Origin of the sequence: Candidatus Profftia sp. (ex Adelges kitamiensis) (assembly GCF_020342455.1) — a bacterium.
Lineage (GTDB): Bacteria > Pseudomonadota > Gammaproteobacteria > Enterobacterales > Enterobacteriaceae > Profftia.
Genome location: NZ_CP080506.1, coordinates 190,812 through 211,785 on the forward strand (window position 1 = coordinate 190,812; position 20,974 = coordinate 211,785).

11 protein-coding genes and 1 tRNA gene are annotated in these 20,974 nt (G+C 24.7%); 1 reads left to right on the top strand and 11 read right to left on the bottom strand.

The annotated features are described in order from the left end of the window. Positions 1–1,852: 1,852 nt before the first annotated feature. Positions 1,853–3,349: an inorganic phosphate transporter PitA gene (gene pitA, locus K0T98_RS00400; RefSeq protein ID WP_225639450.1), complete on the top strand. Its 1,497-nt coding sequence runs from the start codon at positions 1,853–1,855 to the stop codon at positions 3,347–3,349. A 2,688-nt stretch (positions 3,350–6,037) separates the two neighbouring features. Here the strand turns inward: pitA and K0T98_RS00405 are convergent. The 11 genes from K0T98_RS00405 to queC form a co-directional block, all read right to left on the bottom strand. After that, positions 6,038–6,126: transfer RNA gene (locus K0T98_RS00405), tRNA-Ser, on the bottom strand. 1,422 nt (positions 6,127–7,548) lie between these two features. Then, positions 7,549–7,968: a F0F1 ATP synthase subunit epsilon gene (locus tag K0T98_RS00410; RefSeq protein ID WP_225639451.1), complete on the bottom strand. Its 420-nt coding sequence runs from the start codon at positions 7,966–7,968 to the stop codon at positions 7,549–7,551. Positions 7,969–7,986: 18 nt separating this feature from the next. Further along, positions 7,987–9,366: a F0F1 ATP synthase subunit beta gene (gene atpD, locus K0T98_RS00415; protein ID WP_225639452.1), complete on the bottom strand. Its 1,380-nt coding sequence runs from the start codon at positions 9,364–9,366 to the stop codon at positions 7,987–7,989. 35 nt (positions 9,367–9,401) lie between these two features. After that, positions 9,402–10,265, bottom strand: coding sequence for a F0F1 ATP synthase subunit gamma (gene atpG, locus K0T98_RS00420; protein WP_225639453.1), 864 nt, complete (start codon positions 10,263–10,265; stop codon positions 9,402–9,404). A 63-nt stretch (positions 10,266–10,328) separates the two neighbouring features. After that, complete coding sequence (gene atpA, locus K0T98_RS00425) at positions 10,329–11,870, bottom strand: F0F1 ATP synthase subunit alpha (protein ID WP_225639454.1); 1,542 nt, start codon at positions 11,868–11,870, stop codon at positions 10,329–10,331. A 15-nt stretch (positions 11,871–11,885) separates the two neighbouring features. After that, positions 11,886–12,419, bottom strand: a complete 534-nt coding sequence (locus tag K0T98_RS00430) for a F0F1 ATP synthase subunit delta (RefSeq protein WP_225639455.1) — start codon at positions 12,417–12,419, stop codon at positions 11,886–11,888. 14 nt (positions 12,420–12,433) lie between these two features. Continuing rightward, positions 12,434–12,904 carry a F0F1 ATP synthase subunit B gene (gene atpF / locus K0T98_RS00435; RefSeq protein WP_225639456.1) on the bottom strand — a complete coding sequence of 157 codons (471 nt, stop codon included), beginning with the start codon at positions 12,902–12,904 and terminating at the stop codon, positions 12,434–12,436. 65 nt (positions 12,905–12,969) lie between these two features. Then, on the bottom strand, positions 12,970–13,209 hold the full coding sequence (atpE, locus tag K0T98_RS00440; protein WP_225639457.1) for a F0F1 ATP synthase subunit C: 240 nt from the start codon (positions 13,207–13,209) through the stop codon (positions 12,970–12,972). Between the two features lie 48 nt (positions 13,210–13,257). Next, positions 13,258–14,037, bottom strand: a complete 780-nt coding sequence (gene atpB, locus K0T98_RS00445) for a F0F1 ATP synthase subunit A (RefSeq protein ID WP_225639458.1) — start codon at positions 14,035–14,037, stop codon at positions 13,258–13,260. 1,217 nt (positions 14,038–15,254) lie between these two features. After that, the gene (locus K0T98_RS00450; RefSeq protein ID WP_225639459.1) at positions 15,255–16,886 is read right to left on the bottom strand and encodes an NAD+ synthase; all 1,632 of its coding nucleotides are present in this window, start codon (positions 16,884–16,886) and stop codon (positions 15,255–15,257) included. A gap of 2,747 nt (positions 16,887–19,633) precedes the next feature. Continuing rightward, positions 19,634–20,320, bottom strand: coding sequence for a 7-cyano-7-deazaguanine synthase QueC (queC, locus tag K0T98_RS00455; protein WP_225639653.1), 687 nt, complete (start codon positions 20,318–20,320; stop codon positions 19,634–19,636). Positions 20,321–20,974 lie beyond the last annotated feature (654 nt).

A 20,974-nucleotide genomic window follows, 5' to 3' on the forward strand; every position in this document is an offset into this window, starting at 1 on the left:
TATACTATATAATATAGTTAATTTCTTTGATAGCAATTAGTTAAAGATTCTTATAATTTTATGCCTTAGTTTATATTTTTATAAAATTACTAGACAGCAGTAATGTTTGTATTTAAGTATTATGTACCTCAATAAAATTTATTTATACATAAATATTTTATTACGCTCTAAGATACAATACATATCAATAGTTATTTTTATTGAGATGCTATTAATATAAGTAAAAATTTTTTACAATATCAACTAATAGATATAAAATACATAAACTGATATCTGTATTGTAGTACATTACTATAAATAATATTGTTCCATTTATTTCTCAAAAAGTTATTAATATAAGTTTTATAAAGGATAAAATGAGTTTAATTTTTAATGTATTAATGAGTAGTATAATACTTTAATATATAAAATTATAATAATTTATATTATTTATTTGTTTATATCTATATAGTAAAATTTACTATTTATTAATATTATATTCTTGATTTATTCTAATTAATAAACTAAATAGTTGATGGTGAATATAGTAAATCATTGAAATAATATTTAATTAATAAAATTATTCATAACTATTTCATAATAAATAATTTTTTTAATTTAAAAAATCTTTATTGATATAAAATTATCTTAATAATTAAAATTATATTTTTGCTAATATTTATTCCTTGTAATAAATATTATTTCATTTATTTTAAACTGTAGTTATGTGTTCTAAAAAATACTAATCTAATTATAATTTTTTTAGATATTAATATTCTATTATTTAGTGAAACTTAGTTATAAAATCATTACTTGATTCGTATGCTTTAACATTTTATTAAATTCTTCTTTTAAAGAAAGTATAGAACAGTAGTATGGTATACTAATAAAAATATTTTGTATTTGTAAAAGAGAGCTTATTATTACTAGTAATTTAATATATTACATTAGAAGAGTGATTAATTAATTAATCTTTAAGTATATAAATCAATTATAAATAATCTAGAGAATTTAAAGATAAAAATATTTTTATAATGATTACTAAAGGTCTATGTAAATAAGACATTTTTTGTTAAAAAACATTTAGTAATTAATTTAATAATTAAACTAAGTACTATTTATTTAGATAAATATCAAAATATTTCGTTGCTATTTAAATAATTAATTTAGAAGATAAATAATATTATTTAAGATACATTATTGAATAATCTAAAAAATTTATAGAAAAAATATTTTAGAATATTAGTAATTTTCATAGAAAAATAGTAATTTTTCATAAAAATAGCAAAATGCTAATAATATTTTAAGGTGATTAATAAAAAATATTATTAAATATTTTAGTAATAATAAATAATTAACTTATTAATATAGTTTTCGTAATTTATAATTTAGATAATCAAACCTTAATAAAATATATTTAAGCACAAATAATATTATTAAATATTTATAAAAGAGTTTTAAGTATCTACATCCTATGTATATATAAAATATATGATAGTTACCTAATATTTTTTATCTTTTAATAAATACACTAAATTTTTATCATAAAAGTTATTAGTTAGCATTGATTAATATAATTATAAATTTTAATATATATTTAATTAAACAATAGATATATTAATATATATAAAGATAAATAAAGATTTATAGATATAAGTAAGAACATAATAGTATAAAAGATTATAAAAAAATTAGTAAAAATAATAAGTAAAATATAATTTAATTTTCAACATATACAAAAATAATAAAATTATCTGATATATATCACAAATGAATATTATTCATATAGTAAAATATCTAATTATGCTATTCTGAGTCTTACTCTTAAGTAAGATTAAGTACTATATTTGCATTACTAAATGGCTTAATTATTATGTTAGATTTATTTATAGGACTAAATTTTTTAACTAGTTTAATGTTAATATGTGCATTAATATTTGTTTTATTTTATGAAGCTATTAATGGTTTTCATGATACTGCAAATGCAGTAGCCATAGTAATTTATACTCGTGCACTTCGATCCCAGATTGCAGTCATAATGTCAGGTATTTTTAATTTTTTAGGTGTAATATTGGGAGGTTTAAGTGTCGCTTATGCAATTGTGCATCTCTTACCAATAGATTTACTTTTAAATGTAGGTACAAATCATGTTTTAACTATGATGTTTTCTTTGCTTTTATCGGCTATTATTTGGAATCTTGGTACTTGGTATTTCGCTCTACCTGCATCTAGTTCTCATACAATAATTGGAGCTATTCTTGGAGTAGTATTAACTAACTCTATAATAACACACACATCTATATTAGATGATTTAAATATTGCTAAGATTATTGAAATTTTGTTCTCGTTGATTTTATCACCCCTGATTGGTTTAGTGTTAGCTAGTCTAATGGTATTTATACTTCGTCGTTATTGGAATAACACAAAAAAACGTCGTCGCATCCATATGACACCTGCTGAACGTACAAGAATAGATGGAAAACGTAAACCTCCTTTTTGGATACGTATTGCTCTTAGTTTATCAGCGATAGGAGTTAGTTTTTCTCATGGTGCAAATGATGGTCAGAAAGGTATCGGTTTGTTAATGTTGGTATTAATTGGCTTAGCTCCGGCCAGATTTGTAGTGAATATGGATGCAACTAGCTATGATATATCGCGTACTCGCGATGCAATAATACATTTAGAACAATATTATCACATGCATCAAAAATACATGTCTAATATTATTAGAGTTAATTCATCTAATACTATAAATACAACTACCACTGGTCATCATAATATTTATTGTGATGATTCTAGTATATTAATTGCTATAAATCATGCTAAAATAATGCTACATAACTTACAAAGTTATAACAGTTTAAACCTTGATGAACGTAATAAAATGCGTCGTTTATTAATTTGTTTTGCGGATACTGCTAGTAAAGCAGGCAATCTTGCTGAAAATGATATTCAAGATAAATATTTATTAAATAATTTATATAAAGATTTATTGAAGACCGTAGAATACACACCTATATCAATTATAGTTATGGTTGCTCTATCGCTCTCTTTTGGCACTATAATAGGCTGGCGTCGTGTAGCTAATACTATTTGCAAAAAAATCGGTAAAAAAGATATGACTTATGCTCAAGGTATTTCTGCTCAGATTACAACTGCAATTTCTATAGGTGTAGCAAGTTATACTGGTATGCCAGTTTCTACTACCTTAGTGCTTTCTTCAGCCATAGCTGGTACTATGATTGCAGATGGTAGTGGTGTACAGAAAAAAACAATTAAAAGTATTCTGTTGGTATGGTTAATAAGTCTTCCTACAGCTATGATACTTTCTAGTATCTTGTATTGGTTTGCTTTTATCTTTATTATTTAAATAATTCTGCAGAATATAAAAATATTTAATGAATGTGTATTCATGCTTTTTAAGAGTCTGATATATTAATCAAGTCCTTAGAGTAAGAGGTATACTTTTATTATTAATATTTTTAGTAAAATAAAGAACTAATATAAACCGTTATGTTTGATTTCTAAATAAATTATTTAGTAGTAAAGAAAGTATAGTATTGCTATAAATGTATATTTTTTATCTTTTGTATTGTTAAAGTAATAATTATTTATAGAGGTACTAATTAGTAGTAAATATACTGATAGATATGTGATATATTTAAACTATTACTTAATATCTTGAATCATTAAGTAATGTACAGTTATAATATGCTAGTATTTTACTTACTATAAATAATTAAAAAGATAAAATTATTAAAATATAGATATATATCTATATTTTAAGTTTTAATATAAATATGGATTATTTACCAGTAAAAATTAATAACCTTATTTATAACCGGGTAATATGAAATAAGTTATTCTAACTGACATCTACAATCATAATTAATTTTCTAAATAAGAATCTTTATTCTCAGTAAATTAGATAACATTAGTAATGTTATCAGTTAGAATATTTTTTAGATGGAACTAAAATTTTAATAATAAAGATTGTGGGTTTTTTTATTAATATTTCGTACTTATTAAAAATATTATTTTAGTTATGGGACGTTATTTATATAGGTTTTTAATCTATATACTAAACATAGTATAATCAATCATAAACAAGCATAAAAATAATGTAAATTAATTTCATATAATTAATTGTGGTAAAAACGATTATTCATACTTCTTAATATCCTAATTTTTTAATAATTAAATAAGATATTATTGGTAATAGTTAGGAACATACAAAAAACTACTTATATAAAATTTTTATTAAAATTTTATTCATTTGTTCAAAATAAAATTGTTTTCTATTTATGCTCTTCAAATTAATTAAAACTAAAAATATTATTTCAAGAGTATAAGTCAAATAATAGAACGATTTTCCTATTATTTTTACTCTAGTAAAATATTTTATAATCCAAGATTTTGTGTGTCTATATAATAAAAATATACTTATCTTTAAAGATAATATATTATTTATGTTAAGTATTTACCTTACATAAGATACAATTTATTAAGTTCTATTTTTTCTATACTAAATATACATCTTTTATTAATTATTTTTAGTAAACGTATTTTATGTTTCTTAACGTAAATATCAATTTTATTATATGTATAAATATATAGTATTTTAATTAAAACTGTTATATTTTAAGAGTTTTTAGTTACTAATCTTTTCTATATTAAAAGAGTAGTACTCTCATAATTTTTATAATTATACATATTATAAGTATCTATTGATATATAGATAATATTTTGTAAAATCTTAAAAATATTCTATTCTATGATTAGAATTAGTAGTTTACTTAATTCTTGTTATTATAAAATATATTATAATAACAAGAAATTACTTACCTAAAGTCAGATAAAGTGTTAATAACTATATACTTTTTAAGTGTTATTATATATTATATATAATAACAAAAGTATACTGTAGTACTAATTTTAGTAGATACTAAAATATATTAGAAATATTCTCTTCTAATTTCTTTTAAGTTTTTAAATATATTTTATTATAATAAATATTTGACTTATATGTTTATTTTATAAATTAATATATAGGTATGAAATATATAGTCCATATAAATATCTCTTATATATTCATCTTTAGTATTTATTATATAATGTTATAAATAAACAATTTTATTTTTAATAATATATAATTAAATATATTTGTGCCATTCTAGATATTATGTAAATATTAAATTATTAAATTTTAGTATAATTTAAGTAGATTAATATCTAAAAATAGTATACATTTTAAGAAAATATTATTTATCTTTAAAAAACTCTTGAGATTTTTTTAAAAAATTAATTTTAGATTATATAATATTCCCTATATTTTTATATAAATTTAATATTTTATTATGTTTATATGTTAAGTATATATTTTAAAAAAAATATACTTTAACGAAGAAATAGATAATTTACATTTAAAGCTAGAATATTAAGTACTATAATTAACTTATGTATTTTATTTTGAAATTAATCTTTTGTATGGAATACGATGTATATAAAGTTATAATAAAAAAATTATTTTGAGCATAAAATTACTAATTATGTTTTTGATAATAAATGAAATAAATCTTTACGTAATATCCTTATGAAGTATCTGGTTATTTACTAATAATCATTACATTTTAGTAAATAACCAGATACTTCATAAGGATATTCTATTAATGTTTTATTGTATTATTTATATGTTCACCTAAACAATATAAACTTATATGTCTTATATAAAAGTATTTAATTTTAAAATATTTTATTAGTTATTAAATAACTATAACTAACAGACTTATTTTTACTATAATTATAATTATATTATTCTATATAATAGAATATTGTAAATTAAAATTATGAATCATCTACTCTTAATAGTTAATACTTGTGTTTTCGCTGATATAGATAATATTTAATTATACTATATATAACTCATCATGCATAAAATATTTGATGGAAATCATATTAAAGAGTTTTTTATTAATAACTTATATAATATATAGATCATACAACAATTTATATATTATATATTATATAGGGTCACCCCATTTAAATATAATAAAAAATTTGGCGGAAGGATAGAGATTCGAACTCTAGGAGCTATTATAGCTCGACGGTTTTCAAGACCGCTGCCTTAAACCACTCAGCCATCCTTCCAAAATGGTTAATTTTAATATCCTACTTATTAGTTATCTAGTTTTGTAAAAAACTAAATTAACTTATACAAGTTATAATAATCTTTTAAAAATAATTATACTAAGCAAAATATATCGAAATGTCAGTATATTAACATAGAACTTATTTAGTAAATAGAAAATTGTATTAAATAATATAAAGGGAAGTGTAATGCTAAATAAATTATATATAAAAGATTTATTTAAAATTTTATATTGTTAAAGTTTGCATATTTATCTTTATTAATACTTTAAGCTTAATAAAATTAGAAAACTATTTTGGCAATACTATTAATTTAATAGTTTTAGTCATTTTCTCTAATATATTACAACACTTAATAAGTTTAAAGTATTATCACTATATCAGTATCTTTCAAAGAAATGAGTTGTTAAGTTATTTTTTTTAATTATATAAAAAAATTTTATATAATTACTATTTTATTTAATTTATACAGTAAATACAATAATATAATAATATTTTTTTATTAAAAACATTAAAAATCTCTGTGCTATCTTTAATAATAAAATAATTAAATACATTGTAATTTCTTACGCTATAATATTTAATTATTATAATAACTAGATTATATGAAAGTTTTAATTTACGGTATTATAATGTAAGTTTTATAAACTTATTGAGTTACTCATGTATATTGTCATATTTAAATATAATATAATATAAACAATATATCTTTAATATTATATGATATTTATATCTTAATTCAGTAACTTGATATTTATTTTATCTTTTAATATTACACAATATGTCTATTGTGTAATATTAAAAGTGTGCATTACGTTATTTCTAGATTATTCTAAATTATATATCAATAAAATAAATTTAAATTATTAATACAAAGTCTATATATAACTTTAAAAGTATTAAAATTACTAATTAAATACTATTTATTATATATCATTTTATGATATTAAAAGATATATATAGTATATAATTACTTACTAAGTAGATGTGTCTAATAATAAATAATAACTTAAAAGTTATATTATGTTTTTAACAATTAAGAAATACTAATTTCAAATTAATCTGAAAATATCATTAATTATTTCTATTTAAGAAGATAATACAATATTATGAATATAATTTAGGTACCCTGAAACTTGAATGAGTATAATATATTTTTTTAATAAAATAGTAAAGTGTATATTACTATATATTTGAATTGTAATACAATGAATTATATTTCTTCTGTATTATAAATTAATAACAATTGATTATACAAAATTTTTAAGTATTTTATAATAATATTATAAATAAGTAAGATTTATTAAAAGTATATTTAAAATGTTTAGAATAAAATTCTAAATAGAAATTTGTTTTTTAAACAATGTTTATTTAAACATGGAATATCTAAGATAACAAAAATATTTTACTTTATAGTTCTATCTATATTGATTTCTTAGTTAATTCTATAACTCGTAACTTCGCAATAGCTTTAGATAATTCGGCTGATGCCTGAATATATTTAATATTGTTGTGTGCATTACTTATATTTTTTTCCGCTTCCCATTTAGATTCTCTTGCTCTTTCTTCATCTAGATCTTTACCACGAATAGCTGTATCTGCTAATACAGTTACTGACCTTGGTTGTACCTCGAGAATACCCCCAGAAAGATAAATAAATTCTTCTTCACCTTGTTGTTTTATAATGCGTACCATGCCAGGCTTTATAGTGGTAAGTAATGGTGTATGACCAGGTAGCACTCCTAGTTCACCCTCACTTCCTGTAACTTGAATTTTTTGTGTCAATCCAGAAAAAATTTTTTTTTCTGGGCTAACAACATCTAGATAGTAAGTTAGAGACATATTAAATATCCTAAGAAGTTATAATGTCTTGGCTTTTTCCACTGCTTCCTCTATGGTACCTACCATATAAAACGCCTGTTCTGGTAGGTGATCACAGTCACCATTGATAATACTTTGAAAACCATGTATAGTATCTTTAAGAGAGACAAACTTACCCGGAAAACCAGTAAAAACTTCAGCCACGAAGAATGGTTGTGATAGAAAACGTTGAATTTTACGTGCACGAGCAACGACTAATTTATCGCTTTCGGATAGCTCGTCCATTCCTAATATAGCAATAATATCTTTTAGCTCCTGATAACGTTGTAAAATAGACTGTACTCCCCGTGTTACGTCATAATGATTTTGCCCTACAATTAATGGATCTAATTGACGACTTGTAGAATCTAACGGGTCAACGGCGGGGTAGATACCTAAAGAAGCTATCTGACGGTTTAGTACTACTGTTGCATCTAGATGAGCAAAAATAGTTGCTGGAGAGGGGTCTGTTAAGTCGTCTGCAGGTACATAAACTGCTTGTACAGATGTAATTGAACCTGTTTTAGTAGAAGTTATACGTTCTTGTAAAACACCCATTTCTTCCGCTAATGTAGGCTGATATCCTACTGCAGAAGGCATTCTACCTAGTAGTGCCGATACTTCAGTGCCAGCTAATGTATAACGGTAGATATTATCTATAAACAGTAATACATCACGACCTTCCTCACGGAATTTTTCAGCTATAGTTAATCCAGTAAATGCAACTCGTAAACGGTTGCCTGGAGGTTCATTCATCTGACCATAAACTAAAGATACTTTATTTAAGACATTTGAGTCAATCATTTCATGGTAAAAATCATTACCCTCACGAGTACGTTCACCCACACCAGTAAACACAGAATAACCTGAATGCTCCATTGCAATATTACGAATGAGTTCCATCATATTTACTGTTTTACCAACACCCGCACCTCCAAATAGACCGACTTTACCACCTTTAGATATAGGGCAAATTAAATCCATTACTTTAATGCCAGTTTCTAAAAGTTCCTGTGAACTAGATAACTCCTGATAATGTGGTGCTGCACGATGAATGGCCCAACGTTCTTCTTCACCTATATCACCTTTCATATCAATGGGATCACCTAATACGTTCATAATACGACCTAATGTTGCTTGACCTACTGGTACTTTAATAGGGTGACCTAAGTCTATAACATCCAGACCGCGACGTAAACCATTAGAAGTACCCATTGCAATACAACGTACAATTCCTCCTAGTAGTTGTTGTACTTCTAGTATTAATTTAGTAGTAATTCCTTGCACTTCAAGTGCATGGTATACTTTAGGTACTGCTTCTTGGGGGAATTCTACGTCTACAACAGCTCCTATAATCTGGATAATTTTTCCAGTAGCCATATTGTATCCTCTACATACTTCGTAAAAAATATCGCTTAAATTGCGGAAGCTCCGCCTACTATTTCAGTAAGCTCTTGTGTAATACTAGTTTGACGGGCTTTATTATATACGTATTGTAACTCCTTAATTATGCCTTGACCGTTATCTGTTGCAGCTTTCATTGCAATCATACGAGCGGCTTGTTCACTGGCTATATTTTCTACGACACTTTGATAAATCTGAGATTCTACATAACGACGTAGCAAGGTATCTAGTAGATCCTTAGGATCTGGTTCGTAAAGATAATCCCATGATTTCTTTTTTAATTCAATATCAGTAGGTGGTAGTAGAGGTAATAATAAAAATACTTTAGGCTCATAATACACGGTATTAATAAACTTATTACTTATTATATACAGCTGATCTAAATGTCCTATATCATAAGATATAAGTATCGCTTTTATAAGATCAATTAATGTAGATAAAGAAAAGTTATCACTTATACCAGTTACTTGCGCAATTACATTGCTTTTTATAGAGCTAAAAAAAGATATTGCTTTAGAACCAATAAGTGTTAGTAAAACTTTCACTTCTCTTTTGTCCCATATTTTAATTTCTTCTATCAGTTTTTTAAATAGGTTAGTATTTAAATTACCACATAGACCACGATCCGTTGAAACGACTAGATAACCAACTTGCTTAACTTTACGTTTTTCTAAGTATGGATGTCTATAATCTAAATGACCAAGGGTAAGATGATTAATTACTTTACGCATATTTTCAGCATAAGGACGGCTAGTTGCAATGCGTTCTTTCGCTTTACGCATTTTAGAGGCTGCAACCATTTCCATTGCTCTAGTTATTTTTTGTATATTTTGAACACTGGATATCTTATAGCGTATTTCCTTTGCACTGGTCATTAATTTATTTCCTCAAAACCTTAAGGGTAAACTTTTAATTCTATTTATTTACTACCGATGTTACTAAAACTGAGTTGTTTTAAATAATTCTAGTATTTCTATTAGTTTACGCTCTATTTCATCATTATATACACAATACTTATTAATATATGTCATTAGGTTAATATGGTTGCGTTCTACATAAGATATCAAATTAGCTTCAAAAATGCTAATTTTAGTTATTTCTACTGCTTCTAAATAGCCATATTCAGCTGCAAATAAAATAAGAGATTGCTCAGCAATAGACATTGGTGCATATTGTTTTTGTTTTAATAACTCAATAACTTTCTGACCATAAATTAATTGTTTTTGAGTAATAGCATCAAGATCAGAGGAGAACTGAGCAAATGCAGCTAGTTCACGATACTGTGCTAAAGAGGTACGAATACCACTGGATAGTTTTTTCATAATATTAGTATGAGCGGCACTACCAACACGTGATACAGATATACCAGGGTTTACTGCAGGACGAATACCTGAGTTAAATAAACTAGACTCTAGAAATATCTGACCATCTGTAATAGAAATAACATTAGTTGGAACAAAAGCAGATACGTCACCTGCCTGAGTTTCAATAATAGGTATTGCTGTCAATGAACCGGTAGTTCCCTTAACTGCTCCATTGGTAAAAGATTCTACATATTCTTTACTCACACGCGCAGCACGTTCCAATAAACGAGAATGCAGATAAAAAATATCACCAGGGAATGCCTCCCGTCCTGGTGGACGACGGAGTAGAAGAGATATTTGACGGTAAGCTACAGCTTGTTTAGATAAATCATCATAAACAATAAGTGAGTCTTCACCACGATTACGAAAGTATTCACCTATTGCACAACCAGCATATGGTGCCAGATATTGCAATACTGCAGATTCGGAAGCAGATGCAACAACAATAATCGTATGCTCTAGTGCGTTGTATTCTTCTAATTTATGTACTACGTTTGCAGTCGTAGATGCTTTTTGACCAATAGCTACATAAATACATTTAATACCAGAATTACGTTGGTTAATGATTGTATCCACGGCTAGAGCAGTTTTTCCTGTTTGACGGTCTCCTATTATTAATTCACGCTGCCCCCGACCAATAGGAATCATAGCATCAATAGATTTATAACCAGTTTGTATAGGTTGGTTAACTGATTGTCTTTCTATGACGCTAGGAGCGACAGATTCAACAGCAGAGAAACCATCATTTTCTACGGGTCCTTTACCATCAATTGGTTCACCTAAGGTATTAAGCACACGACTTAGCAAACCAGGGCCAACAGGAATTTCTAGAATACGTCCAGTACATTTTACTTTCATCCCTTCGGTTAAATCAGTGTATGGACCCATTACTACAGCTCCCACTGAATCTCTCTCTAGATTCAGTGCAATAGCATACCTGTTTTTTCCTATTAGTGAAATCATTTCTCCTTGCATAGCATTAGTTAGACCATGAATACGGATAATACCATCACTAACAGATACAATAGTACCTTCGTTATAAGCTTCACTTACAATATGAAATTGTTCAATACGTTGTTTAATTAGTGTGCTAATTTCGTTAGAATTAAGTTGCATGTTTTCGAGCTCCTTTTATGTCTCTAAAGATTCTGCTAGGAGTTTTAGGCGATTACGAATACTACCGTCTATTACTAAATCTCCCGCTCGAATAACCACACCAGCTATAATAGACTTATCAATTTTACAATGCATTTTTACTTTACGTGATAGACGCGTCTCTAGGGCGTCTCCAATGTGTTTTAAATCTTCTATTGGTAAAGTTGTTGCTAAAGTAATTTCAACATTAATTTGTGCATTTTGTATATCACGCATGATATTAAATTGCCGCAATATTTCAGGAAAAAATAATAAACGTTTATTTTTAGCTATAATTCTAATAAAATTAAGACCATATTCATCGATCTGGTCTCCACATAATTTAATAAATATATCTGTTGTATTTTCTAGTGTTAAATTTCCAGAAAAAATTTTAGCTAATCTCTTGTTGCATACTATTTCATTACAGAATGTTAACATCTGTTGCCAATGATTTATACTATGATGTTCAACAGAATATTCAAAAGCTGCCTTGGCGTAAGGTCGAGCTAACGTTATACATATAGACATTAGTATCTCTATCCTTATAGTTTAGTAACTATTTTATCAATAATTTTACTATTAACATTGTCATCTATAGTATGTTCAAGAATCTTTTCGGCACCAGCAATAGCTAATTTAGCTATTTGCTTACGTAGATCTTCATAAGCACGTTTGTATTGTGTATCTATTTCAGTTTGCGCTTGTGCCACTATTTTATTGCGCTCAATATTAGCTTCTTGTTTTGCTGCGTTAATAATTTGAGCTTTACGTTTAGTTGCTTGCTCAATAATTATTTGAGCATTAGCTTTAGCTTGTTGTAGTTGCTCAGTTGCATTTACTTGTGCTAAGTATAAATCTTTTTTTGCTTGTTCTACTTTAGACAGATTATCAGAAATTTCTTTTTGACGTCTTTCAATAACTTCTATAATAGGAGGCCAGATGTATTTCATACAGAACCATACAAATAAAATAAACGCAGTAGTTTGACCAAGTATTGTTGCGTTCAGATTCACAGCATAAAGCCTTTTAATAATTAAATTTAGTGTATTTGTTTATAGTGAAGTAAACAAAGATTATTCTACGCGATAGCAAACATAACGTACAGACCCAAGCCAACAGCAATCATGGGGATTGCATCAACTAAACCCATTACAATAAAAAACTGTGTACGCAGAAGAGGAATTAAATCAGGTTGTCTTGCAGCTCCTTCTAAGAATTTACCACCCAAAATACCAATACCGATTGCAGCACCGATTGCCGACAAACCCATCATTACAGCAGCAGCCATGTATAGTAGATTAATGCTCGGATTTTCCATGATATTCTCCAATTTGTTGTATTTAAATATATTAGAATGTTAATAAAATTAGTGTTTTTCAGATGCCATAGATAGATAAATAATAGTCAAAATCATAAAAATAAATGCCTGTAGAGTAATAATAAGTATATGGAATATAGCCCATGGAATATTTAGTATCCATTGGGACCACCATGGTAATAGACCGGCAATAAGAATAAAAATTAATTCTCCGGCATAAATATTACCAAACAGTCTTAAGCTTAATGAAATTGGTTTAGATAATAAGCTAACGCTTTCCAAAATAAAATTAATAGGAATAAATATAGGATGTTTAAATGGTTCTACTGTAAGCGATTTTATAAAACCATATAAACCTTTTATCTTGATACTGTAGAATAGAATTAAGAGGAATACGCCAAGTGCCATAGATAATGTAATATTTACATCAGCAGTAGGAACTATTCGTAGTGCTGGTAAATGAAACACGTGTTCACCTATATAAGGTAAAAAATCAATGGGTAATAGATCCATGAGATTCATAAGAAAAACCCAAATAAATACAGTAAGAGCAAGTGGGGAAATAATTTTACTTTGACCATAATACATATCGCGTACACTATTATCAACGAAGATAATAATAAGTTCAATGGCAGTTTGTAACTTATCCGGGATACCATTAGTTGCATTTTTAGCTACTCTATGGAAAATAACTAAGAATGTTATTCCTAATATAACAGAGAAAAATATTGAGTCAATATTAATTGACCAAAACCCCGTACCTATATGAAAATGTGTTAGATGATGACTAATATAGTCTTTTACATTAAATCTTGTTACTAAAGACATGATACTTATTACCTTTAGGTGGTTAAGTAGATCATTATTTTACTAGTATAGTTTATCAATCTTTATTTATAAGGATTGATATAAATAATTCGATAACCTATATAGCACATATTTATTGCATAGATAGCAATAACTATGTAAAATTAATTTATTTTAGGAAAATTGATAGATTACTAAATATTCTACATTTTTTAATGAAAATTATTTTATTAGAATATAGAAATATATTTAGATATTACTGATTATTGCAAATCTTACTAACTATCAATTGTAATTATCGATATAAAAAAATATTTTTCGTATCACTTTTAATGGCTAGTTATTTAACAAAATAAAGGTTATCCTTAATATATTAGAGTAGAATATTAAATATTTAATATGATGCGTTTTATATTATCATGTAGTTTTACTAAAAAATTAAGTAATTAACAATACTTTGTTAATAAAATTTATATTAATTAGATAGCTTATTTAAGCTGATTATAGTTTGAGAGATTAATGTTATCTAATATCTCAAAATATTTTTTATTTCCTAAATATCGCCTAGGTTATATTATTTATAATATTTTTATTTATTTTTCTTAAAAATATTATATATTACGCATAGTTTAATTTCTTAAATATTTAAAAATATCTATTACTGGTTTTGTCTAAATTTTTTCTTTTATTTAGAAGACTACTTATTAATATTTTTAATATTTTAGTTGTTTATTTTTTTTAGTATTTACTATTTACTATTTACTAGTATGGCCGTGGATACATACAGTCAAAATATATAAGTATTTTTATATTAATAACTTTCAGATAAAGATATAAATAAGAAGACCTCCTATAAATTCTTTTTTCCTTGTGGTGTTATCATTAACTATTTAAATAATAACTTAACATAATTTTAATTTAGTGAATATGTATTATTACACTATATAAGAAGTTAAATATTTTTATATTAAAAATATTACATTAACACTAATAATATAAATTACTACAAAAATAAAGTAATCACTTAAAGACATATTCTAGTATTAGATGATTCATTACTTCTATATTAATTACTAATAATAATTTTGTTATAAAAGCTTATATAATATAATATTATATGAAGATAAATTAATTTTTATTTAATTAGATATATTTGCAGAAATATTACTGAATATCAAGTATTAATGAAATAATTAGTGAAATTTTAGATATAAAATTTATTATTTACCAGATAACTACTAATTTTTTTGTAAATTTTTATGATTAAAAAATGACGTAATAGGATATCTTCTATCTTTGCCAAAGTTACGGGTTGTTATACGTGGCCCAATAGCAGATTGACGGCGTTTATATTCATTAATATCTACTAATCTAATAATTTTACGTACGACCTCTTCTGTAAAACCAGCAGTGATAAGATCCTCTATGGATTGATCTTGCTCAATATAACCTTCTAGAATTGCATCTAGTATATTGTATGGAGGTAAGCTATCCTGATCTATCTGATTAGGTGCTAGCTCTGCTGATGGTGAACGTTCTATTACTCCTATTGGAATGACATATGATATTGTATTGCGATATTTAGATAGCTGGAATACAAGAGTTTTAGTCACATCTTTTAAAACAGCAAAACCACCTACCATATCTCCGTAGAGTGTAGTATATCCCACTGCCATCTCACTCTTATTATTAGTTGTCAAAACTATACGATGTAAATTATTAGATATAGCCATAAGTAATAAGCCACGACAGCGTGCTTGTAAATTTTCTTCAGTATTATTTTTTTTGTTACCGTTAAATATAGGCATTACTTGCGACATACAAGCCTCGAATATAGGCTGAATAGATACTATTTTAAAGTCAACACCCAAAATTTTAGCTTCTTCTTTAGCATAAGCAATACTTATACTAGTAGTATAGAGAAATGGCATCATTATTGCTAGTACTTTATCCCTACCCAGTGCATCAACAGCAATAGCTAGAGTTAATGCAGAATCAATACCTCCAGATAGTCCAAGAAGTACACCTTCAAAACCATTTTTTATAACATAATCACGTACTGCTAAAACTAGAGCTTCATAGATTTGTGCTATCTCTGACTGGTAAGATATAGGTGTAATCATGGGTTTTACTTGCATATTGTGCAGATTAAATAATACTGTATGTTCAGTAAAACTTGCTAAACTATGTGTTACATTACCCGAGGCATCTAACCCTTTCGACCCACCATCAAAAATAAGTTCATCTTGACCACCCACTTGGTTTAGATATACTAAGGGTAATCCAGTACATTTGCATTGATTTATTAATAATTCCCTACGAATGTAAGGTTTTTTTCTGTGATAAGGTGAGGCATGAATTGAAAGTAATATTTCAGCTCCAGCAGTAGCCGCATTATTAACTGGATCATAAAACCATAAATCCTCACAAATAAGCAAACCTAAATAATAATCTTTAAACTTAACGATACAGGTATCCTTTCCTACTGAAAAATAACGTTTTTCATCAAATACGCCATAGTTTGGTAATTTCTGCTTAAAGTAACGTGCAATCACCTTACCTTCAGAAAACATGGATAAAGCATTATACAAAACGTTATCTTGACGCCACGGGTGACCAACTATAATAGCTATACCAATTGATGCCTGTTGTAAATAATTTAGTTGTTGATAACAGCGTAGATAAAAATCTTTACGATAGAGTAAATCTTCAGGTGGATAACCTGAAAGAGCCAGCTCAGAAAACATGACTAAATCAGCACCTATATTGCGCTGTTCTTGCAAAGTAGTTATCATACGTTTAGTATTACCTTCGATATCACCCACCAGCCAATTAAGCTGCGCAAGTGCAATAGAAAGAGATCTATCCATAATTTTCAGTGACTTTTAGTTATAAATATAATTTTTTAATAAAAATATTTTTATATAAACTACTAGAGTTTATATAAAAATAAATTAATTTATATAAATTACTATATAATATCATTATTATTTATTAATTGTTATCAATAATAAATAATAAGTTATTAAAATTATTATGACTTATAAGTCATAAATATATTTTATATTTTTAAATCTATATTTATATAAGTATATATAATGATTTTATAAATTTATATTAAAGTATCTGTTGAATAAAATAAATTGCTAAATAACATAAGTATGGAGAATCCTTAATTAACTGATTTTTTAAATTATATCATGTATTATTTTGGTGTATTTATGTATAAAAGATAAAATGTCTTATATTTATATAAATTTGCATTGAATTAACTATATTAATATATTTATTATATTTGTTAATATATTATAAGTAATGTATTTAACTTATCTTAAATAGTATTATTACATTAAATATATATCAGAATATCTGGTTAATATTGATAATCTCTACTAAATAAATTCTTTTTGCTAAAATGAAGCCGTTAATACATGTAGATGTTATCATCTAATTGTACAACCTACTAATCAATTGACGCACTCGGATAAAAAATTATAAGGATATAAATTTTATTAGATATATAACAAGTATAATGGTTATATAGTATATAATGGTAATATTTTAAATAAATTTAGTAGTAAATGGTGATACTTATAAAATTAGCTGTTCTTATGCAATTATAATATATAAGTATTTTAGATATCAGTAATCTAAAGATTATAAATATATCCTATTAATTCAATGATAAAACCCATCTAATACTAGTAACTATTTTAATAGTTTTTATTACAAAATACTTATAAATAGAACATTAAATAATAATATAAAATTATATTAAAATCATTACTAGATACATAAATTATATTTTTGTGTAATTATAAATTATTCTGGGAAATTAATATTATTCTATAAAAGCACTTTATAATAAATAATATTTAATTATAATATATTTTATCTTTAATAAGATACTGTATTACTTTTATATATCTATAAATTATTTTACGATAGAAAGTGTATTGATGGTCAAGTTCTTAGCTTGAGTAGTTTATAACATTATTTTGATTTTATTTATAAGAAATAAAAATATTATTTTAGAAAATATTTAATAATAAAAAATGTTTTATTATTAAATTTATACTCTCTATAGTATCTTAATATATTAGCATTCCCTCATATGTTGTTTATTAATAACCATTTAATATTGTGCTTATTATTTATTCAAAGGTTATGAATTTACCTTATCAGAATTAATTATTAGTTTTACCTGCTAAAGTAGCATATCATAAGATAGATAAATCATCTAAAATATTTTATATTATTTATTATAAAATTCTAATAGATAGTTTTCACTAGCGGTATAATATTCTAAGTATAGTAAAAGTGTATAATTATTATTTTTTAATAATTAAAATATTTAAGTAGATAGAAGATATTTTTTTAAAAAAACTTTTTATAATTTATTTAATAAATATTAGATAGATTATGTAATAATATTACCTATCAATGTGTATTTATATAAATATTTTAGTTGTGGATAAAAACTACAGTGTGTAATTTTATTATTTATAAAAATAAGGATTGGATACTATCCTATAGTAGGATATCTCAATTTATTTTTTAATAATATTATATCTATTTTCATTTGTTTTTAGGAAAAACAACTAACTAATATACAAGGTATATTATCGATATTATATTAAAAGTATACATAAAATTTTTTTTCACCGGCTTATAGAGAGTAACCTACTTAAGTAATAAATTACTTTTTTCTTGTATATATACTAATTAATGTTCAATTAACATAGTATCTTTCTAATATATTGTCAAGATATACTATCTTATAGTGGGTTACTATAAGTCTTACTAATTGCTTATATTAAGGATATTTTGTATGATTAATTAAGTGTCATGTATATAAAGTTTAATTTATATTAATGTTCTTATATAGATAATATCATTATATCTACCTCCCATAAAATAATATTTGAATTAAATATTAGAAATAAATTTTTTATGAGTATTATACTATATAATAGTAATTAATATTTATATATTAAATAATTTATAATAGTATATTAGATCAAATATCTAACTATTTTGTAATATAAACTTTATAGTTTCCAAGACTATGATAAATGAAATAATTAATTTATTATTTTATATACGTCATAAATTTAAGGTTTTATTTCTCTCTCACTACTATTTTATATATCTTCTTTAAATAATTAAAATCTCTATTTTTAACTTTTTTACTAGAAAATACTATAATATATATTTATATAGAAAAGGTATCTTTTAATAATTATTAAGTTTTTAGGTGATCTTTATTATTTTTATTGAATTTATTTTATTATTTATTATTCTATATATTAGTAAGTATATTTAGTATTAAAAATATTATCTTTATAGTGTACATAATATATTTTAAATCTAAAAACATCGTTATTTTCAGATAATAATATAATTTATTATATTGTAATAATATTTTTATAAATTATTAGAGTGTATCCACTTTTTTAAAGATTAATAAACTTATACATATAAAATATATATTAATGTTAAGGTATCAATTTCTCTCCTAATATAATTATTTTTTATCACAATTAATTGTGAAGATATTAGAAATAACTCAATAACGAGAAAGAGAGTAGATACTTTATAAATTATAAATGAGCTTTTATAAGCCTATTTTTTCTTTCATGTTAGTTCTAACTAATGTGCGATTAGTTAGATAATTATTTAACCCATGAGAACGTAAATAACAGGATTGACAATTACCACACCCTACTCCTTTAATACCATTATAACATGTCATGGTTTCTTGATTTATAAGCTCTAATTTATGATAATAGTCCGCCAAAGCCCAAATTTCAGCTTTATTTAGCCACATTAATGGAGTTTTAAAATGTATATTTTGTCCTATACCTATGATTACTGCTCTATTAAGAGCCTGCACAAATTCATTACGACAGTCTGGATAGCCGGAAAAATCAGTTTCACATATACCACTAATAACAATATTAGCCTGCACTTGATAAGCGTAAATAGCAGCTATAGTTAGAAATATAATATTTCGACCTGGAACAAAAGTATTGGGAATAGTATCTATTTTTTCAGTTGGTACAGAAATATTAGGGCGAGTTAAGCTACTGACAGCTAACTCATTAAGTAATGGTATCTCTAATACTGTATGTATATAAACTCCTAACTTAAGGGCTAAATTACGGGCAATGTTTATTTCAGTACTATGACGTTGGTTATAATTAAATGTTATGCAGTGTATTTCATTATATTGATTTAATGCGTGAACTAGGCAGGTTGTTGAATCTTGACCGCCACTAAATAATACTATCGCGCGCTTCATAGTCTGACCTATACTATAATTGAATATAGAGGCAGACGAATGTTTGTCTACCATTAAACTTCTATTTATTATATTTTTATATTAACATGTGATTAGTTTAATATCTAATGAATTAGACATAGATAATATGTCTCTTACTATAAGGTAGTAAGCTTAATAAGTAAAAATACTGTATTGTATTATTATAAATAATATAGAGTATATATTTCTTTTAAATATAATGAATCATTACATTTATATATAATAACTATACTAATGTAGTGTTAGTATAACAAACTATTAAAATGGATAATGTATCATATAATTATTATTAATTAAATTTTATTATTTAGATGACAAATAAATGCTCTTTGCTTTTTAGCAATTACAGTATTGCATATTAAATGCAATACAATATATTATAGTATAATTTTGTTTTAGATATTATAGTTAATCTAATTACCACTATTCTATATTATTAATTATCTTAAGGTCGGCTATCTTATTTCATTAATAAATAAATATAAATATAGCATCTTAAGATATGTATGTTTCAACTTACTATTTTACTTAAGAAGATTAGATCTTATCCTTATCTTAAAAATTATCATTTTATTTCCTAATATTTTATATAGATAATAAAGTTAATATATTTATAGCTATTTATTTATGTCT